At 70.4% G+C, this 15,926-nt stretch carries 16 protein-coding genes; 14 read left to right on the forward strand and 2 right to left on the reverse strand.

Annotated elements, in window-relative coordinates:
* Window positions 1-50 precede the first annotated feature (50 nt).
* Together AB0B85_RS22070 and AB0B85_RS22075 are read left to right on the forward strand one after the other, a co-directional pair.
* The gene (locus AB0B85_RS22070) at window positions 51-815 is read left to right on the forward strand and encodes an ABC transporter ATP-binding protein (protein WP_357410126.1); all 765 of its coding nucleotides are present in this window, start codon (window positions 51-53) and stop codon (window positions 813-815) included.
* Window positions 812-2,503, forward strand: coding sequence for an ABC transporter permease (locus AB0B85_RS22075; protein ID WP_357410191.1), 1,692 nt, complete (start codon window positions 812-814; stop codon window positions 2,501-2,503). The genes AB0B85_RS22070 and AB0B85_RS22075 overlap by 4 nt, the downstream gene beginning before the upstream one ends.
* On the opposite strand, the gene AB0B85_RS22080 is transcribed toward AB0B85_RS22075, so the two are convergent.
* Complete coding sequence (locus AB0B85_RS22080) at window positions 2,487-2,705, reverse strand: DUF397 domain-containing protein (protein WP_357410128.1); 219 nt, start codon at window positions 2,703-2,705, stop codon at window positions 2,487-2,489. The genes AB0B85_RS22075 and AB0B85_RS22080 overlap by 17 nt on opposite strands.
* Window positions 2,702-3,487 (reverse strand): helix-turn-helix transcriptional regulator, encoded by a 786-nt coding sequence (locus AB0B85_RS22085; protein ID WP_357410130.1) that lies wholly within the window; start codon window positions 3,485-3,487, stop codon window positions 2,702-2,704. The genes AB0B85_RS22080 and AB0B85_RS22085 overlap by 4 nt, the downstream gene beginning before the upstream one ends.
* 422 nt (window positions 3,488-3,909) lie before the next feature.
* Here AB0B85_RS22085 and AB0B85_RS22090 point away from each other — a divergent pair, with 422 nt between their 5' ends.
* The 12 genes from AB0B85_RS22090 to AB0B85_RS22145 all read left to right on the forward strand — a co-directional run bounded on the left by AB0B85_RS22090 (window position 3,910) and on the right by AB0B85_RS22145 (window position 15,912).
* A complete protein-coding gene (locus tag AB0B85_RS22090; RefSeq protein ID WP_357410193.1) occupies window positions 3,910-4,662 on the forward strand; it encodes a flavin reductase family protein in 753 nt (250 codons plus the stop codon).
* Window positions 4,663-4,836: 174 nt separating this feature from the next.
* Window positions 4,837-5,202 carry a DUF485 domain-containing protein gene (locus tag AB0B85_RS22095; protein WP_357410132.1) on the forward strand — a complete coding sequence of 122 codons (366 nt, stop codon included), beginning with the start codon at window positions 4,837-4,839 and terminating at the stop codon, window positions 5,200-5,202.
* Window positions 5,180-6,871, forward strand: a complete 1,692-nt coding sequence (locus tag AB0B85_RS22100) for a cation acetate symporter (protein ID WP_357410134.1) — start codon at window positions 5,180-5,182, stop codon at window positions 6,869-6,871. Before AB0B85_RS22095 ends, AB0B85_RS22100 begins: the two co-directional genes overlap by 23 nt.
* Before the next feature lie 81 nt (window positions 6,872-6,952).
* Window positions 6,953-7,930, forward strand: coding sequence for an NAD-dependent epimerase/dehydratase family protein (locus tag AB0B85_RS22105; protein ID WP_357410136.1), 978 nt, complete (start codon window positions 6,953-6,955; stop codon window positions 7,928-7,930).
* Window positions 7,931-7,994: 64 nt separating this feature from the next.
* Entirely contained in the window at window positions 7,995-9,215 is a 1,221-nt protein-coding gene (locus tag AB0B85_RS22110; protein ID WP_357410138.1) for an LCP family protein, read from the forward strand.
* A gap of 183 nt (window positions 9,216-9,398) precedes the next feature.
* Entirely contained in the window at window positions 9,399-10,661 is a 1,263-nt protein-coding gene (locus AB0B85_RS22115; protein ID WP_357410140.1) for an LCP family protein, read from the forward strand.
* Window positions 10,662-10,842: 181 nt separating this feature from the next.
* Complete coding sequence (locus AB0B85_RS22120) at window positions 10,843-11,805, forward strand: LCP family protein (RefSeq protein WP_357410142.1); 963 nt, start codon at window positions 10,843-10,845, stop codon at window positions 11,803-11,805.
* A 58-nt stretch (window positions 11,806-11,863) separates the two neighbouring features.
* Window positions 11,864-12,199 carry a rhodanese-like domain-containing protein gene (locus tag AB0B85_RS22125; protein ID WP_357410144.1) on the forward strand — a complete coding sequence of 112 codons (336 nt, stop codon included), beginning with the start codon at window positions 11,864-11,866 and terminating at the stop codon, window positions 12,197-12,199.
* Window positions 12,200-12,209: 10 nt separating this feature from the next.
* A complete protein-coding gene (locus AB0B85_RS22130) occupies window positions 12,210-12,998 on the forward strand; it encodes a glycerophosphodiester phosphodiesterase family protein (RefSeq protein ID WP_357410146.1) in 789 nt (262 codons plus the stop codon).
* A 44-nt stretch (window positions 12,999-13,042) separates the two neighbouring features.
* Window positions 13,043-14,497 (forward strand): PAS domain-containing sensor histidine kinase, encoded by a 1,455-nt coding sequence (locus tag AB0B85_RS22135; RefSeq protein WP_357410148.1) that lies wholly within the window; start codon window positions 13,043-13,045, stop codon window positions 14,495-14,497.
* A gap of 54 nt (window positions 14,498-14,551) precedes the next feature.
* Window positions 14,552-14,968, forward strand: a complete 417-nt coding sequence (locus tag AB0B85_RS22140) for an ATP-binding protein (RefSeq protein ID WP_357410195.1) — start codon at window positions 14,552-14,554, stop codon at window positions 14,966-14,968.
* Between the two features lie 59 nt (window positions 14,969-15,027).
* The gene (locus AB0B85_RS22145) at window positions 15,028-15,912 is read left to right on the forward strand and encodes a DUF5926 family protein (RefSeq protein WP_357410150.1); all 885 of its coding nucleotides are present in this window, start codon (window positions 15,028-15,030) and stop codon (window positions 15,910-15,912) included.
* Window positions 15,913-15,926: the final 14 nt, after the last annotated feature.

A 15,926-nucleotide genomic window follows, 5' to 3' on the forward strand; every position in this document is an offset into this window, starting at 1 on the left:
CCGTCGGTCGCCGGACGGCGGAACTGGTGGTCGGCGGATAACGTCGGTCCATGACTGGTGAGCATCCCGCGCTCGCGCTGCGGGGCCTGGCGAAGCGATTCGACGGCACGGTGGCGGTGGCCGGCGTGGACCTGGACGTCCCGGCCGGATCCTTCTACGGCCTGCTCGGCCCGAACGGCGCTGGCAAGACCACCACCCTGTCGATGGCGGTCGGGCTGCTGCGGCCGGACGCGGGATCGGCGTGGGTGCAGGGGCACGACGTCTGGCAGGACCCGGTGACCGCCAAGCGGCTACTCGGCGTGATGCCCGACGGGGTCCGGCTGTTCGACCGGCTGACCGGGGCGGAGTTGCTCGCGTACAACGGGTTGCTGCGGGGGATGGACCCGGCGGTGGTCGACCAGCGGGCCGCCGAGCTGCTTGACGTGCTGGCGCTCGGTGACGCTGGTCGCACGCTCGTGGTGGACTACTCGGCGGGCATGAAGAAGAAGATCGGCCTGGCCTGCGCGCTGCTGCACGGCCCTCGGGTGCTGGTGTTGGACGAGCCGTTCGAGGCTGTCGATCCGGTCTCCGCGGCGCTGATCCGGGACATCCTCACCCGGTACGCGGCGGGCGGCGGCACTGTCGTCTTCTCCAGTCACGTGATGGAGGTCGTCGAGCGGCTCTGTTCGCACGTGGCGATCCTCGCCCAGGGCGTCATCAAACGGGTCGGGACGATCGACGAGGTCCGCGACGGCCGCTCGTTGGAACAGATCTTCGTCGAGGTGGTCGGCGGGCGCACCGCGACCGGTGAGGAGCTGTCGTGGCTGTCCCAGTGAGCGTGGACGCCACCTCCGCCGCGCCCGTACGCGCGGTCTCCGCTCGCCACTTCATGCGGCTCAAGCTGCGGGTGATGGGCAACAACTTCCGGGGCCAGGGCTGGCGGATCGCCCTGTTCATCGGTGGCGCGCTGGTCGGGCTCTGGTTCGCCGCCAGCGGCTTCTTCCTCTTCGCCGCGCCCGGCCTGGCCGACGACGGCCAGTACGCGGTGCTGATCGCGGCGGCGGGCGGCGGGCTGCTGGTGCTCGGTTGGCTGCTGCTGCCCCTCGTCTTCTTCGGCGTGGACGAAACCCTGGACCCGGCCCGGTTCGCGCTGCTGCCGCTGTCCCGCCGCACGTTGGTGACCGGCCTGTTCGCGGCGGCCCTGATCAGCGTGCCGGTGCTCGCGGTGCTCATCGCGACGTTCGGGCTGGTGCTGACCTCCTGGTCGTTGGGTGGCTGGTCGGCCGGACTGGTCGCGGTCGTGGGTGTGCTCGCCGGGCTGCTGCTCTGTGTGGCCGCGAGCCGGGCCGTGACAAGCGCCTTCGCCACCATGCTGCGCTCACGCCGGGTCCGCGACCTGGCGGCCGTGCTGCTGGCGGTGACCGCCGCGCTGATCGGCCCGTTGCAGGTCTTCGGTCTCGCCGCGCTGCGGGAGGCGGACTGGTCCCGGCTGTCCAGCGCGGCGACCGTGATCGGTTGGACGCCGTTCGGTGCCCCGTGGACCGCCGGCATCGACGTGGCCCAGGGCCGGGTGTGGGCGGCACCGGTCAAGTTGCTGATCACGGTGGTGGCGCTCGGCGCCCTGCTGGCCTGGTGGTCCCGGTCGCTGGAGTCGGCGATGGTGGGTGCGGCGAGCGCCGGTAAGGCCCCGGTTCGGCGAGGCGTGAGCGGCGGTGCGGTCGCTCAACTGTTTCCCCGCGTGGCCGGCTGGGTCCGTCGCGACCGGTTCGGCGCCCTGGTCGCCCGGGAGGCCCGTTACTGGTGGCGGGACGCTCGCCGCCGGGCCAACCTGATCACGATCGCGGTGGTCGGCATCTTCGTACCCGTGTTCATAAACGTCACTGGCGGGGACTTCGCGGCCATGGAGAGCGGTGGGTTGACGGCTGCGGCGAGCGACAGCTCACCGGTCGTGGTCACCATCTCCATGGTTCTCGTGGGTGTGCTCGCCGCGGCCACCCTGGCCAACCAGTTCGGCTTCGACGGCAGCGCGTACGCCGCGAACGTGGTGGCCGGGGTGCCCGGTCGGGTGGAGCTGCGGGCGCGGATGACGGCCTTCTCGCTGTACGTGCTGCCGATGTTGGCGCTCGTGTCGGTGGTGCTCGCGGTGCTGCTCAGTCGACCGGGTTGGCTTGGGCTCACCTTCGGCAGCCTGGTCGCCACCTACGGTGCCGGGCTGGCGGTGAACAGCCTGGTCTCCGTGCTCGGGGCCTACTCGCTGCCGGAGACGAGCAACCCGTTCGCGATGACCAGCGGCGCGGGCCTGACGAAGGGGCTCCTGGTCATGCTGAGCATGGTCGCCTCGGCGGTCGCCGCGGTGCCGATGGTGGTGGCCGCCGCGCTCCTCGGTGACGTGTGGCTCTGGCTGGCTCTGCCGCTCGGTGTGGCGTACGGGCTGGGCACGGCGTTGCTGGGGGCGTACCTGGCCGGCGACGTGCTGGACCGACGTCAGCCGGAACTCCTGGCCACGGTTACGCCGCGCCGTTAACCGGCGCGGTGGCCGGGACCTGGGCAGCGTTGGCGATGAAGTCGCGCCAGACGGCCGGAGCGAAGGTGAGGACCGGGCCGGAGCGGTCCTTGCTGTCCCGGACCAGGACGACACCGGGCACGTTGTCCGCCACCTCGACGCAGGCACCGCCCGTGTCACCGGACCTGGTCGACGTCCTCCAGCGGGGTTGAGCAACGGTCATGGCGTCACCTTCAGCTTCCGGACCAGATCCAGCGAGGCGCTTGTGGAGAGTGCTTCGCCGAGCAGGCTATCCCATTTACGACCAATCAGACGGACCACGTCCGGGTCGTCGATGACGTGTCCACGAGCAACATCCTCGACATAGGTGACCCGTTCCCCGTCGGGCAGTTCAGCGAGCAAGAAGCCGCCGGTCAGTCCGACGTGAGCGCCGGCGTCGAGCGGCACGACGTGCAGACTGACGCTGGGTATGACGGCGATTTCCATCAGCCGACCGAGCTGAGCGTCCAGTACCGCCGGCCCGCCGACCGGGCGGCGTAGAGCCGTCTCGTCCAGGACGAAGACGCATTGCGGCGACTCTGCACGCTGCCACAACTGCTGTCGTTCCATCCGGACCGTGACCAGCTCGTCCACGACCTTGGTGGGATTGAGGCCACCAGCGGAAATGACCGCGCGGGCATAGTCCTCGGTTTGCAGGAGTCCCGGAATCAGGCACGGCTCGAACTCGCAGAGCCTGATCGCCTGCTCCTCATGGTTGCGCCATGGAACGAACCACGTCGGCAGCCGCTGCCGATCGGCAGCCCGCAACAGTTCGGCGAGGAGGCCGCCGGTGGCGAGGGCCTCGTCGGCGGCGACCGCGAATTCCATTGTCGGCCTGCGTCGGCCGGTTTCGATGGCTGCGACGGTGGATGGACTCCACTTGGTGAGTGTCGCCAACGTCTCCTGGGACACCTCGGCACCGGCGCGGGCGGCCTTCAACGCCCGTACCCACATCTCGACGTTCATCCTTACCTCTCCGGTAAGTACGTGACTGCGCTGCGTAGTAAGCCCTGGCATCCTCCCCTTTCCGCGCCTTCCCGTCCAGGGTGGAGGGCACGCGGCCCGGCCGGTGGAGGCGACGTCCCGGCGACTGGGTCCTGCGTTCGGGCCGCCCCGGTCATCCCCCGGCCGGGGCGGCCCTCGTCGACCGGGAGGAGATGAGCCATGTTCCGATTCGTCAGGGGCAGGCACGGGGCGCGGTGGTCGTACCGGAGAAACAAGCCGGTGGTGAGCGCGGAGAGTGCGCCGAGGACGGAGCCCACGCGGCGGCCCGCGTGGGCGGACGGGCCGACGGTAGCCGTGCCGCGACCGGGCCGGGCCGGCTGGCTGACCCCGGCGCAGACCTGGCGCGCGAACGGCGGTCGCTGGTGAGCCGACCGCACCTACCGATGCGGCCGCTCTGGCGGTGTCGCGGCTGCGGGGCTCCCTGGCCGTGCCAGTCGGCGCGGCTGGCGCTGCTCGCCGAGTACCGGCACGACCGCGTGGGGCTGCTGGTCTACCTGGGTGCCCTGATGACGGAGGCCGGCGCTCAGCTCACGCGGCTCACCGGGCGACCCGCCGACCTGCACGAGCGCTTCCTGGGTTGGGCGCGGGGCCGGGGCGGCACAATGTTTCACGTGAATCATGAGCCGGGTGCCGAGATCCATTCCACCGACCCGTTCGCGGTGCCGAGCGGGCAGCGGTCGCCGGTACGCCGGCTGCGTGGTCGCCTCGCCGCGCCGGTGACCCTCTGGACGGCGCCGGGCCCGGCCGGGCTGACGGTGTCGTCCACCCTGGTGGCCGAGGGGGAGCCGGACCGGCTGCTCGGGCTCGTCGACGCCGAGTCCGACCTCTGGGCGGCCGTCGAGGAGTCCGGGCGCTTCGCCGTCACGCCGCTCGGTCCGCCGCACCGGCAGCTCGCCGACCGGTTCGCCGGCCTCTTTCCCGCCCCGGGCGGGCTCTTCGCCACCGGTGGGTGGATCGAGACGCCCTACGGGCCGGTGCCGGCGGATGCCGGCGGGTGGGCGGGGTGCCGGCTGGACACCGCCCGGGAGTACGGCTGGGGCCTGCTGGTCGAGGCCACGATCGAGGCGGTCGACCTGGTCGAGGACGCCACTCCGCTGCTGCACTACCGAGGTCGCTATCACGAGCTGCCGGCCTGAACGGAGGCCTCGCCCGGGCGACCGATCATCGCAGTGACCTGAGTCACTTGGCGCAGCCAACCAACCGCTCGGCGCACTCGCCGACCGCCGTCGATCTCAGCCTTCCCTGCCGGGGAGTGCGCTCTTTACGGTGCGCAAAACTCCCCTGACGCCTGTGAAGGTGGTGATCCACAAATGTCCACGGACACACCCGCTCCGGCCGCTTCCCAGTCGGACAAGTACCTCGCCGTACAACAGTCGGACGAGTTCGCCGGGCTGCGGCGTGCGCTGCGCGGCTTCGTCTTCCCGATGACCGTCGCGTTCTTCCTGTGGTACGCGCTCTACGTCATTCTCTCCGCGTACGCCCGGGACTTCATGGGCACGAAGCTGTTCGGCAGCAACATCAACGTCGCACTTGTCTTCGGCCTGCTCCAGTTCGTCTCCACGTTCGTGATCGCCTGGCTCTACTCCCGGTACGCGGACCGGAAGATCGACCCCGTCGCCGACCGGATCCGCGCCGAGATCGGGGAGGTGACCCATGAAGACGGTCCTCGCGGCTAATCCGCTCCTCGCGGCCGAGGCGGGCAACCACACGGCCCGCAACCTGACGATCACGCTGTTCCTGGTCTTCGTGGCGGTGACCCTGGGCATCACCATCTGGGCCAGCCGACAGACGAAGACGGCGACCGACTTCTACGCGGGCGGCCGCTCCTTCTCCGGTTTCCAGAACGGCATGGCGATCGGCGGCGACTACATGTCGGCCGCGTCGTTCCTCGGCATCGCCGGCATCATCGCGCTCTACGGTTACGACGGCTTCCTCTACTCGATCGGCTTCCTGGTCGCCTGGCTGGTGGCCCTGCTGCTGGTCGCGGAGCTGCTGCGTAACTCGGGCCGGTACACGATGGCCGACGTGCTGGCGTTCCGGATGCGCCAGCGCCCGGTGCGGACGGCGGCGGCGGTCTCCACCATCACGGTGTCGATCTTCTATCTGCTCGCGCAGATGGTGGGTGCCGGCGCGCTCGTCGCGCTGCTGCTCGGCATCCGGCCGGGCACGACCTTCCTGGGCATGGACGCGTCCACCGCGAAGATCGCCACCATCATCATGGTCGGCGCTCTGATGATCATCTACGTGACCGTGGGTGGCATGAAGGGCACCACGTACGTGCAGATCGTCAAGGCGTTCCTGCTCATGAGCGGCGCGCTGCTGATGACGATCCTGGTGCTGGCCAAGTTCCACTTCAACCTGTCGGAACTGCTCGGCGCTGCCGCCTCCGCCTCCGGCAAGGGTGACAAGCTCCTCGAACCGGGTCTGCGGTACGGCGTCGAGGTCGCCGGCAACTCGACGCAGACCTTCTACAACAAGATGGACCTGCTCTCGCTCGGCATCGCCCTGGTGCTCGGCACCGCCGGCCTGCCGCACATCCTGATCCGCTTCTACACGGTGCCGACCGCGAAGGCCGCCCGCAAGAGCGTGCTCTGGGCGATCGGCATCATCGGCACGTTCTACCTGCTCACCCTGGCCCTCGGCTTCGGTGCGGCGGCGCTTGTCGGCAGTGAGGCAATCACCGCGCAGGACAAGGCAGGCAACACTGCCGCACCGCAGCTCGCCGAGGCGCTCGGCCTGGAGTTCTTCGGCGGCGACCTGGGCGGGGCGGCTCTGCTGGCGATCATCGCGGCGGTCGCCTTCGCCACCATCCTGGCGGTGGTGGCCGGGTTGACCCTGGCCTCCTCGTCCAGCCTGGCGCACGACTTCTACGCGAACGTCCTGAAGAGGGGCGAGACGTCCGAGCGCCAGGAGGTACGGGTCGCCCGGATCTCCGCCCTGGTGATCGGCGCGATCTCCATCCTCCTGTCGATCTTCGCGCAGAACCTCAACGTGGCGTTCCTGGTGGCGTTGGCCTTCGCGGTCGCCGCCTCGGGCAACCTGCCGGCGATCCTCTACAGCCTGTTCTGGCGGCGGTTCAACACCTCCGGCGCGGTCTGGGCGATCTACGGCGGTCTGCTCTCGGCAGTCCTGCTGGTGTTCTTCTCACCAGTGGTCTCCGGCGCGGCGACCTCGATGTTCCCGGAGCACGACTGGCAGTGGTTCCCGCTGTCCAACCCGGGCATCCTCTCCATCCCGTTCGGTTTCCTCTGCGGGTGGATCGGCACGATCATTTCCAAGGAGCACGACGAGGACAAGTACGCGGAGCTGGAGGTGCGCTCCCTCACCGGGGCTGGCGCCCACTGATCCAGGCACCGGGCCCCCTGTTGACGCCACGCGTCGGCAGGGGGCCTCTTGCCGCAATCGGGGCTCGGTAGGCTGACCAGTATGAAGGTTGCTGAGCGCTTCGGTCCCGGTCATCGCGTTCTCGTCACCGGCGGCGCTGGTTTCGTCCCATCGCACCTTGTCGACGCCCTGATCGCCCGTGGCTGCACGGTGGTGGCGCTCGACAACTTCGTCACCGGTTCCAAGGAGAACGTCGCCCACCTGCTGGGCCGGCCCACCTTCACGCTGGTCGAAGCGGACATCTCCGAGGGTCTGCCGACCCACGACCCGGCGCTTGCCGAGCGGTTCGACGCGATCCTGCACATGGCCTCGCCGGCCAGCCCCACCGACTTCGCCCAACTGCCCGTGGAGATCCTCCGGGTCGGCTCGGTGGGCACCCTGCACCTGCTTGAGCGCGCGGTCGCCGACGGCGCCCGGTTCCTGATGGCCTCCACCTCCGAGGCGTACGGGGACCCGAAGGAGCACCCGCAGCGCGAGACCTACTGGGGCAACGTCAACCCGATCGGGGTCCGCAGCGTCTACGACGAGGCGAAGCGCTTCTCCGAGGCCGCGACAATGGCGTACCACCGCTACCGCGGGCTCGACGCGGCCATCGTCCGGATCTTCAACACGTACGGCCCGCGGATGCGCCCGGACGACGGCCGCGCCATCCCCACCTTCATCTCCCAGGCGCTGCGCGGTGAGCCGATCACCGTGCACGGCACCGGCAACCAGACCCGGTCGATCTGCTTCGTCGAGGACCTGGTGCGGGGCATCCTGCTGCTGCTCGACTCGACCGAGACCGGCCCGGTCAACTGTGGCACCGAGCATGAGATGTCGATGCGGCAACTCGCCGAGTTGATCGTGTCACTCTCCGACAGCACCTCGTCGGTGACCTACGTCACGCGCAGCTCGGACGATCCGGAGATGCGCCGGCCCGATCTCACGCTCGCCCGGGAACTACTCGGCTACGAGCCGACGGTGGCGCCCGAAGATGGCCTGCGCCGCACCATCGCGTACTTCCGGGCGCGGCTGGGATAGGCACCCACGGTCTCTGAGTGTCGGCTGAAGGCGGCGGTGGCTCCGGCTACGTACCCTGAGTGACATGTCTGCGACCTCGTCTGCCGGCGTCCCGTACCTGCACCGCAGCTCCGGACGCGCGTCGGTCCCTGGCCCCGACCGGGGTGCCTCCGGGCGTGCCCGTCCGACCGAGGCGCGCTTCTACCCGCCGTACGACGAGGAGCAGCCCAGGCCCGACGGCCCGGTGGGGCCACGGGGACCCGGCGGGCCGGGTGGCCCCGGTGGGTCGGGGCGTCGTGGGCCGCGCCCCCGGTGGGGTCGGATCGCCCTCGTCTCGGGGGTCGCGGTGCTGGTGCTGGCGCTGCTCGGCGGCGTCGGCGCCTGGCTGTACGCCCGCAACCTCGACGGCGACCTGGCCCGCACCGACCCGTTCGCGGAGATCACCGGTGGCCGGCCGGGCAAGACGGTGGATGGTGCGTTGAACATCCTGCTGGTCGGCAGCGACTCGCGGGACCCGGACGCGCCTGTCGACGCCAAGAGCCAGTGGCGTGCCGACACGATCATCGTGATGCACATCCCGGCCGACCACCAGGAGGCGTACCTGGTCTCCATCCCGCGCGACCTCTACGTGCCGATCCCGGAGAGCGCCGGCGCGGACTGCGGTTCCGGACAGCGCGCGAAGATCAACGCTGCGTTCGCGTTCGGCGGCCTGCCGCTCGCGGTTCGCACAGTGGAGTGCTTCACCGACGTCCGGATCGACCACGTGATGGCTATCGACTTCGGCGGTTTCAAGGAGGTCACCGACGCCCTCGGCGGTGTGGACCTGAAGGTGGAGCGGACCATCACCTCGATCCACAAGCCGTACCGGACGTTCACCAAGGGCACCAACCACATGGACGGCGCGGAGGCGCTTGACTGGATCCGTCAGCGCAAGCAGTTCCCGGACGGGGACTTCGCCCGGATGCGGCACCAGCAGGAGTTCCTCCGGGCGCTGATGGACAAGGCGGCGAGCTCCGGCACGCTGGCGAACCCGGGCAAGCTCAACAACTTCCTCAAATCGGTGACCGCGGCCGTAACCGTCGACAGGGATTTCTCCGTTACCGATATGGCGTTGCAGTTCCGCAACCTGCGCGGCCAGAACCTCACCTTTGTGACCAGCCCGAACTCGGGCAGCGACACGATCAACGGCGAGTCGGTGGTGGTCTCCGACCGGGAGAAGGCGCTCGCCATGTACCAGGCAATGACTGCGGACACCATGGCGGACTGGGTCAAGGCCAACCCGCCGAAGGGCAAGGACGGCGGCTGACCGCACCGGTCGGTCGGGTGGTACGCCGGGCGGACGCTCACCCCGCCGTTCGGGTCATCGAGGTGCGACGATCGATCCGATTCGGGTAGGTCCGTGTCGAGATTGACCCGGGATGAACTCGCCAAGTCGATTTGATGTACGTACAGTGGTGCCGCCCCCTCCTGATCACGAGCTGGAGCACGCATGCCGGTTCAGGCCAGTCGCCGCCCCTCCTCCCCCGGGTCCGCCGCCCCCAGCGGCCGCGTCGCCGCGGCCATACCGGCGCAGGTACACCCCGCGCGTGGTGGGCCGGGTGGCCGCCCGCCCGGCGGCGGTGACGGCGGCCGGGTGGGTGGCGCAGGGGCTGCGAAGAAGCGGACCAAGCGCAAGGACCCGCTCTGGGCCCGGCTGACTGTGGTGTTCGGGGCGGTGCTGATGCTCAGCAGCGGTGTGGGCATCGTCGGCGGCAAGGTGCTGATCGGCCAGGCCACCGGGGACATCGCCCAACGCAACCTGCTCGGTCAGGCGAGCAAGTCCGACGCCGAGGGCGGGGCCAGCCTGGACGGCCCGATCGACATGCTGCTGCTCGGGGTGGACGCCCGGGAACGCTGGGCCGCCGACAACGTCCGCTCGGACAGCATCATCATCCTGCACATCCCGGCCACCCACGACCAGGCGTACCTGATCTCCATCCCCCGGGACACCGAGGTGCAGATCCCGGCCCGCCCGAAGAACGGTTGGTCCGGTGGCAGCGCGAAGATCAATGCGGCCTTCGAGGTGGGCGCCCGCAACGGCGGCGGCTGGGAGGGCGGCGCCCAGTTGATGGCCGAGACGATCAAGGGGCTCACCGGCGTCAGCTTCGACGGCGCGGCGATCATCAACTTCGGCGGCTTCAAGAACGTCATCGACACCCTCGGCACCGTGCGGATCTGCGTGAGTCAAGAGGTCAAGTCGAAGCACATGTCGTTCGTCGACGGCAAGCCGATGTGGAACGCCGACGCCAAGAAGACCGGCAAGAAGATGACCCAGGTGGTGCACAAGAAGGGCTGCCAGCAGATGGAGGGCTGGGCGGCACTTGACTACTCCCGGCAGCGCTACGGGCTGGCCAGTGGCGACTACGACAGGCAGCAGAACCAGCAGCAGCTGATCAAGGCGATGGCCAAGAAGGCCACCGACGGCGGGATGCTCACCAACCCGGCCAAGCTCCAGCAGCTGATCAAGGCGGCCGGCAAGGCGTTCGTGCTGGACACCGGCGGCGCGTCGATCGAGAACTTCATCTTCACCATGCGCGGGGTGACCGCGAACGAGCTGACCATGCTCAAGACCAACAACGGCACCTTCAACGGCACCAGCAACGGCACCGAGGCGCTGAACGACGAGACGAAGGAAATGTTCCGGGCGGTCAAGCAGGACAAGCTCGCCGAGTTCGTCTTCAACCACCCCGAGGTGATCTCCACCCGCAAGTGAGGCCGGTGGCGGGAGTCCCGGAAAGCCGGCGACCATCCCGTCACCCCCCGTAGCCTGACGTGAGCAGGTTTCACGTATCGGCTGCGGGGAGGCGGTCACGTCCAGGTGGGGACGGAACGCGGCGGGCCGGGCCGGGGCGGCCCCGCCCACCCGGGCACGCCACGCCCTCGGGTCACGGATCATGCTCGGCCTCGGCCTGGTCCTCGTCCTGCTGGCCGGGCTCGCCATGGTCGGGCTCAAGACGCTCACCAACCGGTACGACCGCACGGTGACCAAGGAACAGTTGCTCGACCCCGACGCCCGCACCGCCCGCACCGACCTGGACGGGCCGCTCAACTACCTCCTGGTCGGCTCCGACCGCCGCCCCGGCGGCAGCGGCCCGGACCAACGCTCCGACACCATCCTCATCGTGCACGTGCCGGCCGGCCAGCACGAGGCATACCTGATCTCCGTCCCGCGTGACCTGCTGGTCGCCATCCCGCCGGGAAACGGCTTCGGCGGCGGTCAAGACAAGATCAATGCGGCGTACGAGCACGGCGGTGGCGGGCCAGCCGGGGCCCAACTGCTCTCCGCCACCCTCAACCGGCTCACCGGAATCCGGTTCGACGGTGCCGCGCTCATCGACTTCTCCGGCTTCCGGAAGGTCATCGACCTCCTCGGCGGGGTCCAGATGTGCGTGGACACCGAGGTCCGCTCCATCCACACCAACCGGGTCTTCGGAGTCGGCTGCCAACAGATGGACGGAGCGCAGGCCCTGGACTACGTCCGGCAGCGCTACGACCTGCCCGGAGGCGACTACGACCGGCAGCACCACCAGCAGCAACTGCTCCGGGCGATGCTGGACAGCGCCGGCCGGGCCGATCTGCGGAGCAACCCGGTCAAGTTGGATCAGGTGCTCCGCGCGGTGGGCGGCTCGTTGACAGTCGACACCAACGGCGTACCCCTGGAGGACCTGCTCCTCGCGCTACGCGCGCTGCCGCCCGACGGGATGCGCGGTGTCCAGGTGCCGTCGTCCCCACAGACCATCGACGAGGTCTCGTACGTGGTGCTCGACAACGGGGGCAACGGGCTGTTCGAGGCGGTTCGTGGCCGTCAGATGCCGTCCTGGGCCCAGGCCAACCCGCGCTGGGTGACCCGGTTGTGACAGTACTGACGGCCGAGTCGGTGCCGAACCGGCCGACGAGGATCTAGTGTTGCTTCCTGTGTTCGGACCCCAGGTTCCCACCGTGCCCGTGACCGAGATCGCCGACGAGACCTACCTGCTGGATGTGCGGGAGGCCGACGAATGGGCGGCCGGCCATGCGCCCCAGGCCCACCACCTGCCGATGATGGAGCTGCCGGCCCGGCTCGCGGAGGTGCCCACCGACCGGGAGGTGGCGGTCGTCTGCCGCTCCGGGGGGCGTTCCGCCCAGGTCGTCGCCTACCTGGTGAACAACGGCTGGGAGCAGGTGCGTAACGCCGACGGCGGAATGCGCCAGTGGGCTGCTGTCGGCCGCCCGGTGGTCGACGCGAACGGGCAGCCCGGCCAGGTCATCTGAGGCGGCCGGGATGGGTGGTCCACTGGTCTTCGCTCACCGCGGCGCCTCGTACGACCTTCCCGAGCACACCCTCGCCGCGTACCTGCGGGCGCTCGACGAGGGCGCCGACGGCCTGGAGTGCGACGTCCGGCTGACCAGGGACGGGCACCTGGTCTGCGTGCACGACCGGCGACTCGACCGCACCAGCAACGGTCGCGGGCTGGTCAGCGCGCGTACCCTCGCCGAACTGGAGGCGCTTGACTTCGGCTCGTGGCATCCGGGCAGCGCGCCGAACGGAGACCTGCCCCCCGACGACTCGCACACCCGGTTGCTGACCCTGACCCGGCTGCTGGAGGCGGTGCTCGCCGCCGGGCGGCCGGTCCGGTTGCTCGTGGAGACGAAGCATCCGTCCCGCTACGGCGCGAACGTGGAACGCCGACTTGTCAGCCTGCTGCGCCGGTACGGGCTGGCCGACCCGGCACCGGACGACCCTGTGCAGGTCACCGCCATGTCGTTCCACCCGCTGGCGGTCCGCCGGGTGCGCGAACTCGCCCCGACGCTACCCACTGTGCTGTTGCTCGATGTGTTGCCGCCCTGGCCGCGGCTGAGCCGGCTGCCGTTCGGCACCCGGATCGCCGGGCCGGGCATCGACCTGGTCCGGGCCCGTCCGCAGTTGCTGCCCGCACTCCGCACGGCTGGCAACCAGGTGTACGTCTGGACGGTGAACGAGCCCACCGACCTTGAGCTGGTGCTGGCGGCCGGGGCGGACGGAATCATCACCGACCGGCCGGGGTACGCCCTCGCCCGGCTGGACCGCTGACCGGCAGGGGTGCCAAATTCGGGTCGGCGGTGCAGACTCGGCACATGCCGGAGCGTATCGATTTCCCCGCTCTCCTCACCGGTCACACCATCATCATCGAAATGATCAATTCCGGTGAGGCGGGCCTTCCGGTCCTCAGCCAACTGCTCCGGATGGCCCAGCCGGCCCTCGGCGCGACCGGGATGGCGTTCGTCGAGTTCGGTCCGACCGGTGGGCGGGTGATCGCCGCGACCGGCGCGGCGGTCTGGGCCCTCGGCCGTCCACTGGCGGTCGACGACCCGGACACGGTCTGCCTGCTCAACGGGCCACGGGTGCGCAACGTGCTGGTGGGCCGCCTGAACGGCAAGCTGGCCGCCGAACTGGCCGGCAGCGACCTGCGCTGGATGGTGGTCTCCCGGGCCGAGATCGGCGGCCACACCGTCGGCAGCCTGCACGCGCTCTATCCCGGCGACGACGAGCCGGACGCCGAACGGCAGGGGGTGGTCGGCTACCTCGCGTCCTGTGTCGCGCACATGTACGGCGACCAGACCGGCCTGCCGGTGCACGGTGACGGCCCGGTGGTGGCCGCCCTCGCCGACGGGCTGGCCGTCGTCGACCGGGACGGGCACGTCCGACTCTGGAACCCGGCCGCCGCCCAGGTCACCGGCCGCCCTGTCGAGCAGGCGCTGAGCCGTCCACTGCCGTTTCCGCTGCCGCCCTCCGGTCAGGTCCGCGACCACCGGATGCCGGACGGCCGGTGGCTGCGGATCACCTCCGGCGAGTTGCCCGGTCCCGGCACGCTGCGGGTGGTCACCTTCCGCGACATCACCGACCAGCAGCGCCGCGACCACGACCGGGAGCTGTTCGTCGCGGTGACCAGCCACGAACTCCGCACCCCGGTCACCGTGATCAAGGGGTACGCGGACACCCTCACCGACCACTGGGACTCGCTTACCGAGGGCGACCGACGGCAGGCCGCCCGGGTGATCGGGCAACGCGCCAACGAGCTGGCCCGGTTGGTCGACCGGCTGCTCAGCTCGGCGGCCGAAGCCGGGCCGGGTGACGATCCGCCCACCCCGTTCGATCTCGGCGAAGCGCTGCGCGCCGCGGTCCTGGACCTGCCTACCGAGTTGCGTCACCGGTTGGCGCTCCATCTCCCGGTCGACCTGCCCAAGGCGCTCGGCCACCGGCCCAGCCTGGCCACCGTGGTGACCGAGCTGACGACGAACGCCGGCAAATACTCCCCACCGGAGTCGCCGATCGAGATCACCGCCTCGGTGGACGGTCAACTTGTCGCGTTCCGGGTCAGCGACCGGGGCATCGGCATCCGACCGGAGCACGTGGAGCGGGCGTTCGACAGGTTCTGGCAGGGCGAGTCCGGCGACCGGCGCGGCTACCCGGGGGCAGGGCTCGGCCTCTATCTCGTCCGCCGGATCGTTGAACAACAGAATGGATGGGTATCCCTACGTCCAAGGACCGGCGGCGGTACGGTCGCAGAGGTGCGGCTACCGCGCGGTTGACCGAGGTGACGCGACGTGGAGGCGACGGTGGCAGCGAGGGATCAGGCGTGGTGCGTGGTGGTTCCGCACCACCCGGTCGGGGCACGGCTGGCTCGGCGCCGGCTCGCCGGTGACCTGGCGGACGTCGTACCCCCGACGCTCCTCGCGGATCTGATCGCGGTGCTCGCGGAGCTGGTGGGCAACGCGGTGCGGCATGCCAGGCCACTGCCCGGCGGAGTGGTCCGGGTGGCCTGGCGGTTGCGGCCCTCGGCGCAGGGCCCACAGATCCAACTCGGCGTCACCGACGGCGGCGCGAGCACCACGCCACGGGTCCGGACGGCCAGCTCGGACGCGGCGGACGGGCGAGGGCTGCACATCGTGGCAGGTCTGGCCACCCGCTGGGGTGTCGAGCGGGACGGCATGGGCCAGCGCGTCTGGGCGGAGTTCGACCCGGCGCCGGCGCCCCGACCCGACCTGGTGCCGGCGGCCTGAGTCCGGCTCTGGCGGGTCCGGCCCACGGCCGGCCGGCCGGGCCTCTAGGCTGTGACGCCGTGAGTAAGCGTCGAAAGAGCCAGCGCACCGCCACCGACACTCCCCGCCGCGACAAGGTGCGTGACGTCTTCGTGCCGCGTCCGTTCGACGGGCTCGTCGACGAGGTCGAATGGATCGCACTTCGCGAATTGGTGCCCGCCGCCTCGGCACCGCTGCGGCTGACCCCCGCAGTGGTCGAGGAGTTCGGGGACCGGCAGGTGACGCTCGCCACGGTGCTGCCGATGGCCGCTCCGGCGATCACCAAGCCGGACGGTCGGGTGCTCATCGGCCTTCAACGCCACCAGCAGTCCGGGGACGTCTCCCGGGATCTTGCCGAGGCGCTGCTCTGCGCGCTGCGGACCGAGCCTGGTGGCCAGGTGGCAGTGCCGCCGCTGCCCGGCCCGGGGCCCCGCCTACAGGACATCCTCGTGGACGGCCCACTGGAGATCACCATGCATGAGGGGTTCGAGTTCTGGCTCGACCCCGGTGCCGCCGACGATCCGACGGTGCAGGCATCGCTGGAGCGGGCGAACGCCGCCATCTACCCGACCGTGCGGCTGACCGCGGCGAAGGCCGCGTACTGGTGTCAGGTCCCGGAGAAGGCACACGTGCGGTGGGTGCTGCCGGACGACGAGGACGCCGCCCTGGACGCACTGGCCCGCCTCGGTGCGGCCGGCTCGCTGACGCTCGGCGAGCAGACCAAGTTCGCCGGCATGTTCCGCGCACACGGTCGGCTGGTCCCGGTCTGGGACCTGCCGGAGGAGACTCCGGCGGCCGACTGGGAGGAGCCGGTGGCGCAGTTCGCCAAGCGGTACGCCGAGGCGCTGGCCGACACCGATCCGCTGGACGCCCCCGGCCGACGCTCCCGCCAAGGGCTGCTCGGCCGCCAGCTCACCCTCCGCTGAGTCGCGTCCCGGCG

The organism is Micromonospora sp. NPDC049044, from assembly GCF_040649215.1.
Classification (GTDB): domain Bacteria; phylum Actinomycetota; class Actinomycetes; order Mycobacteriales; family Micromonosporaceae; genus Micromonospora.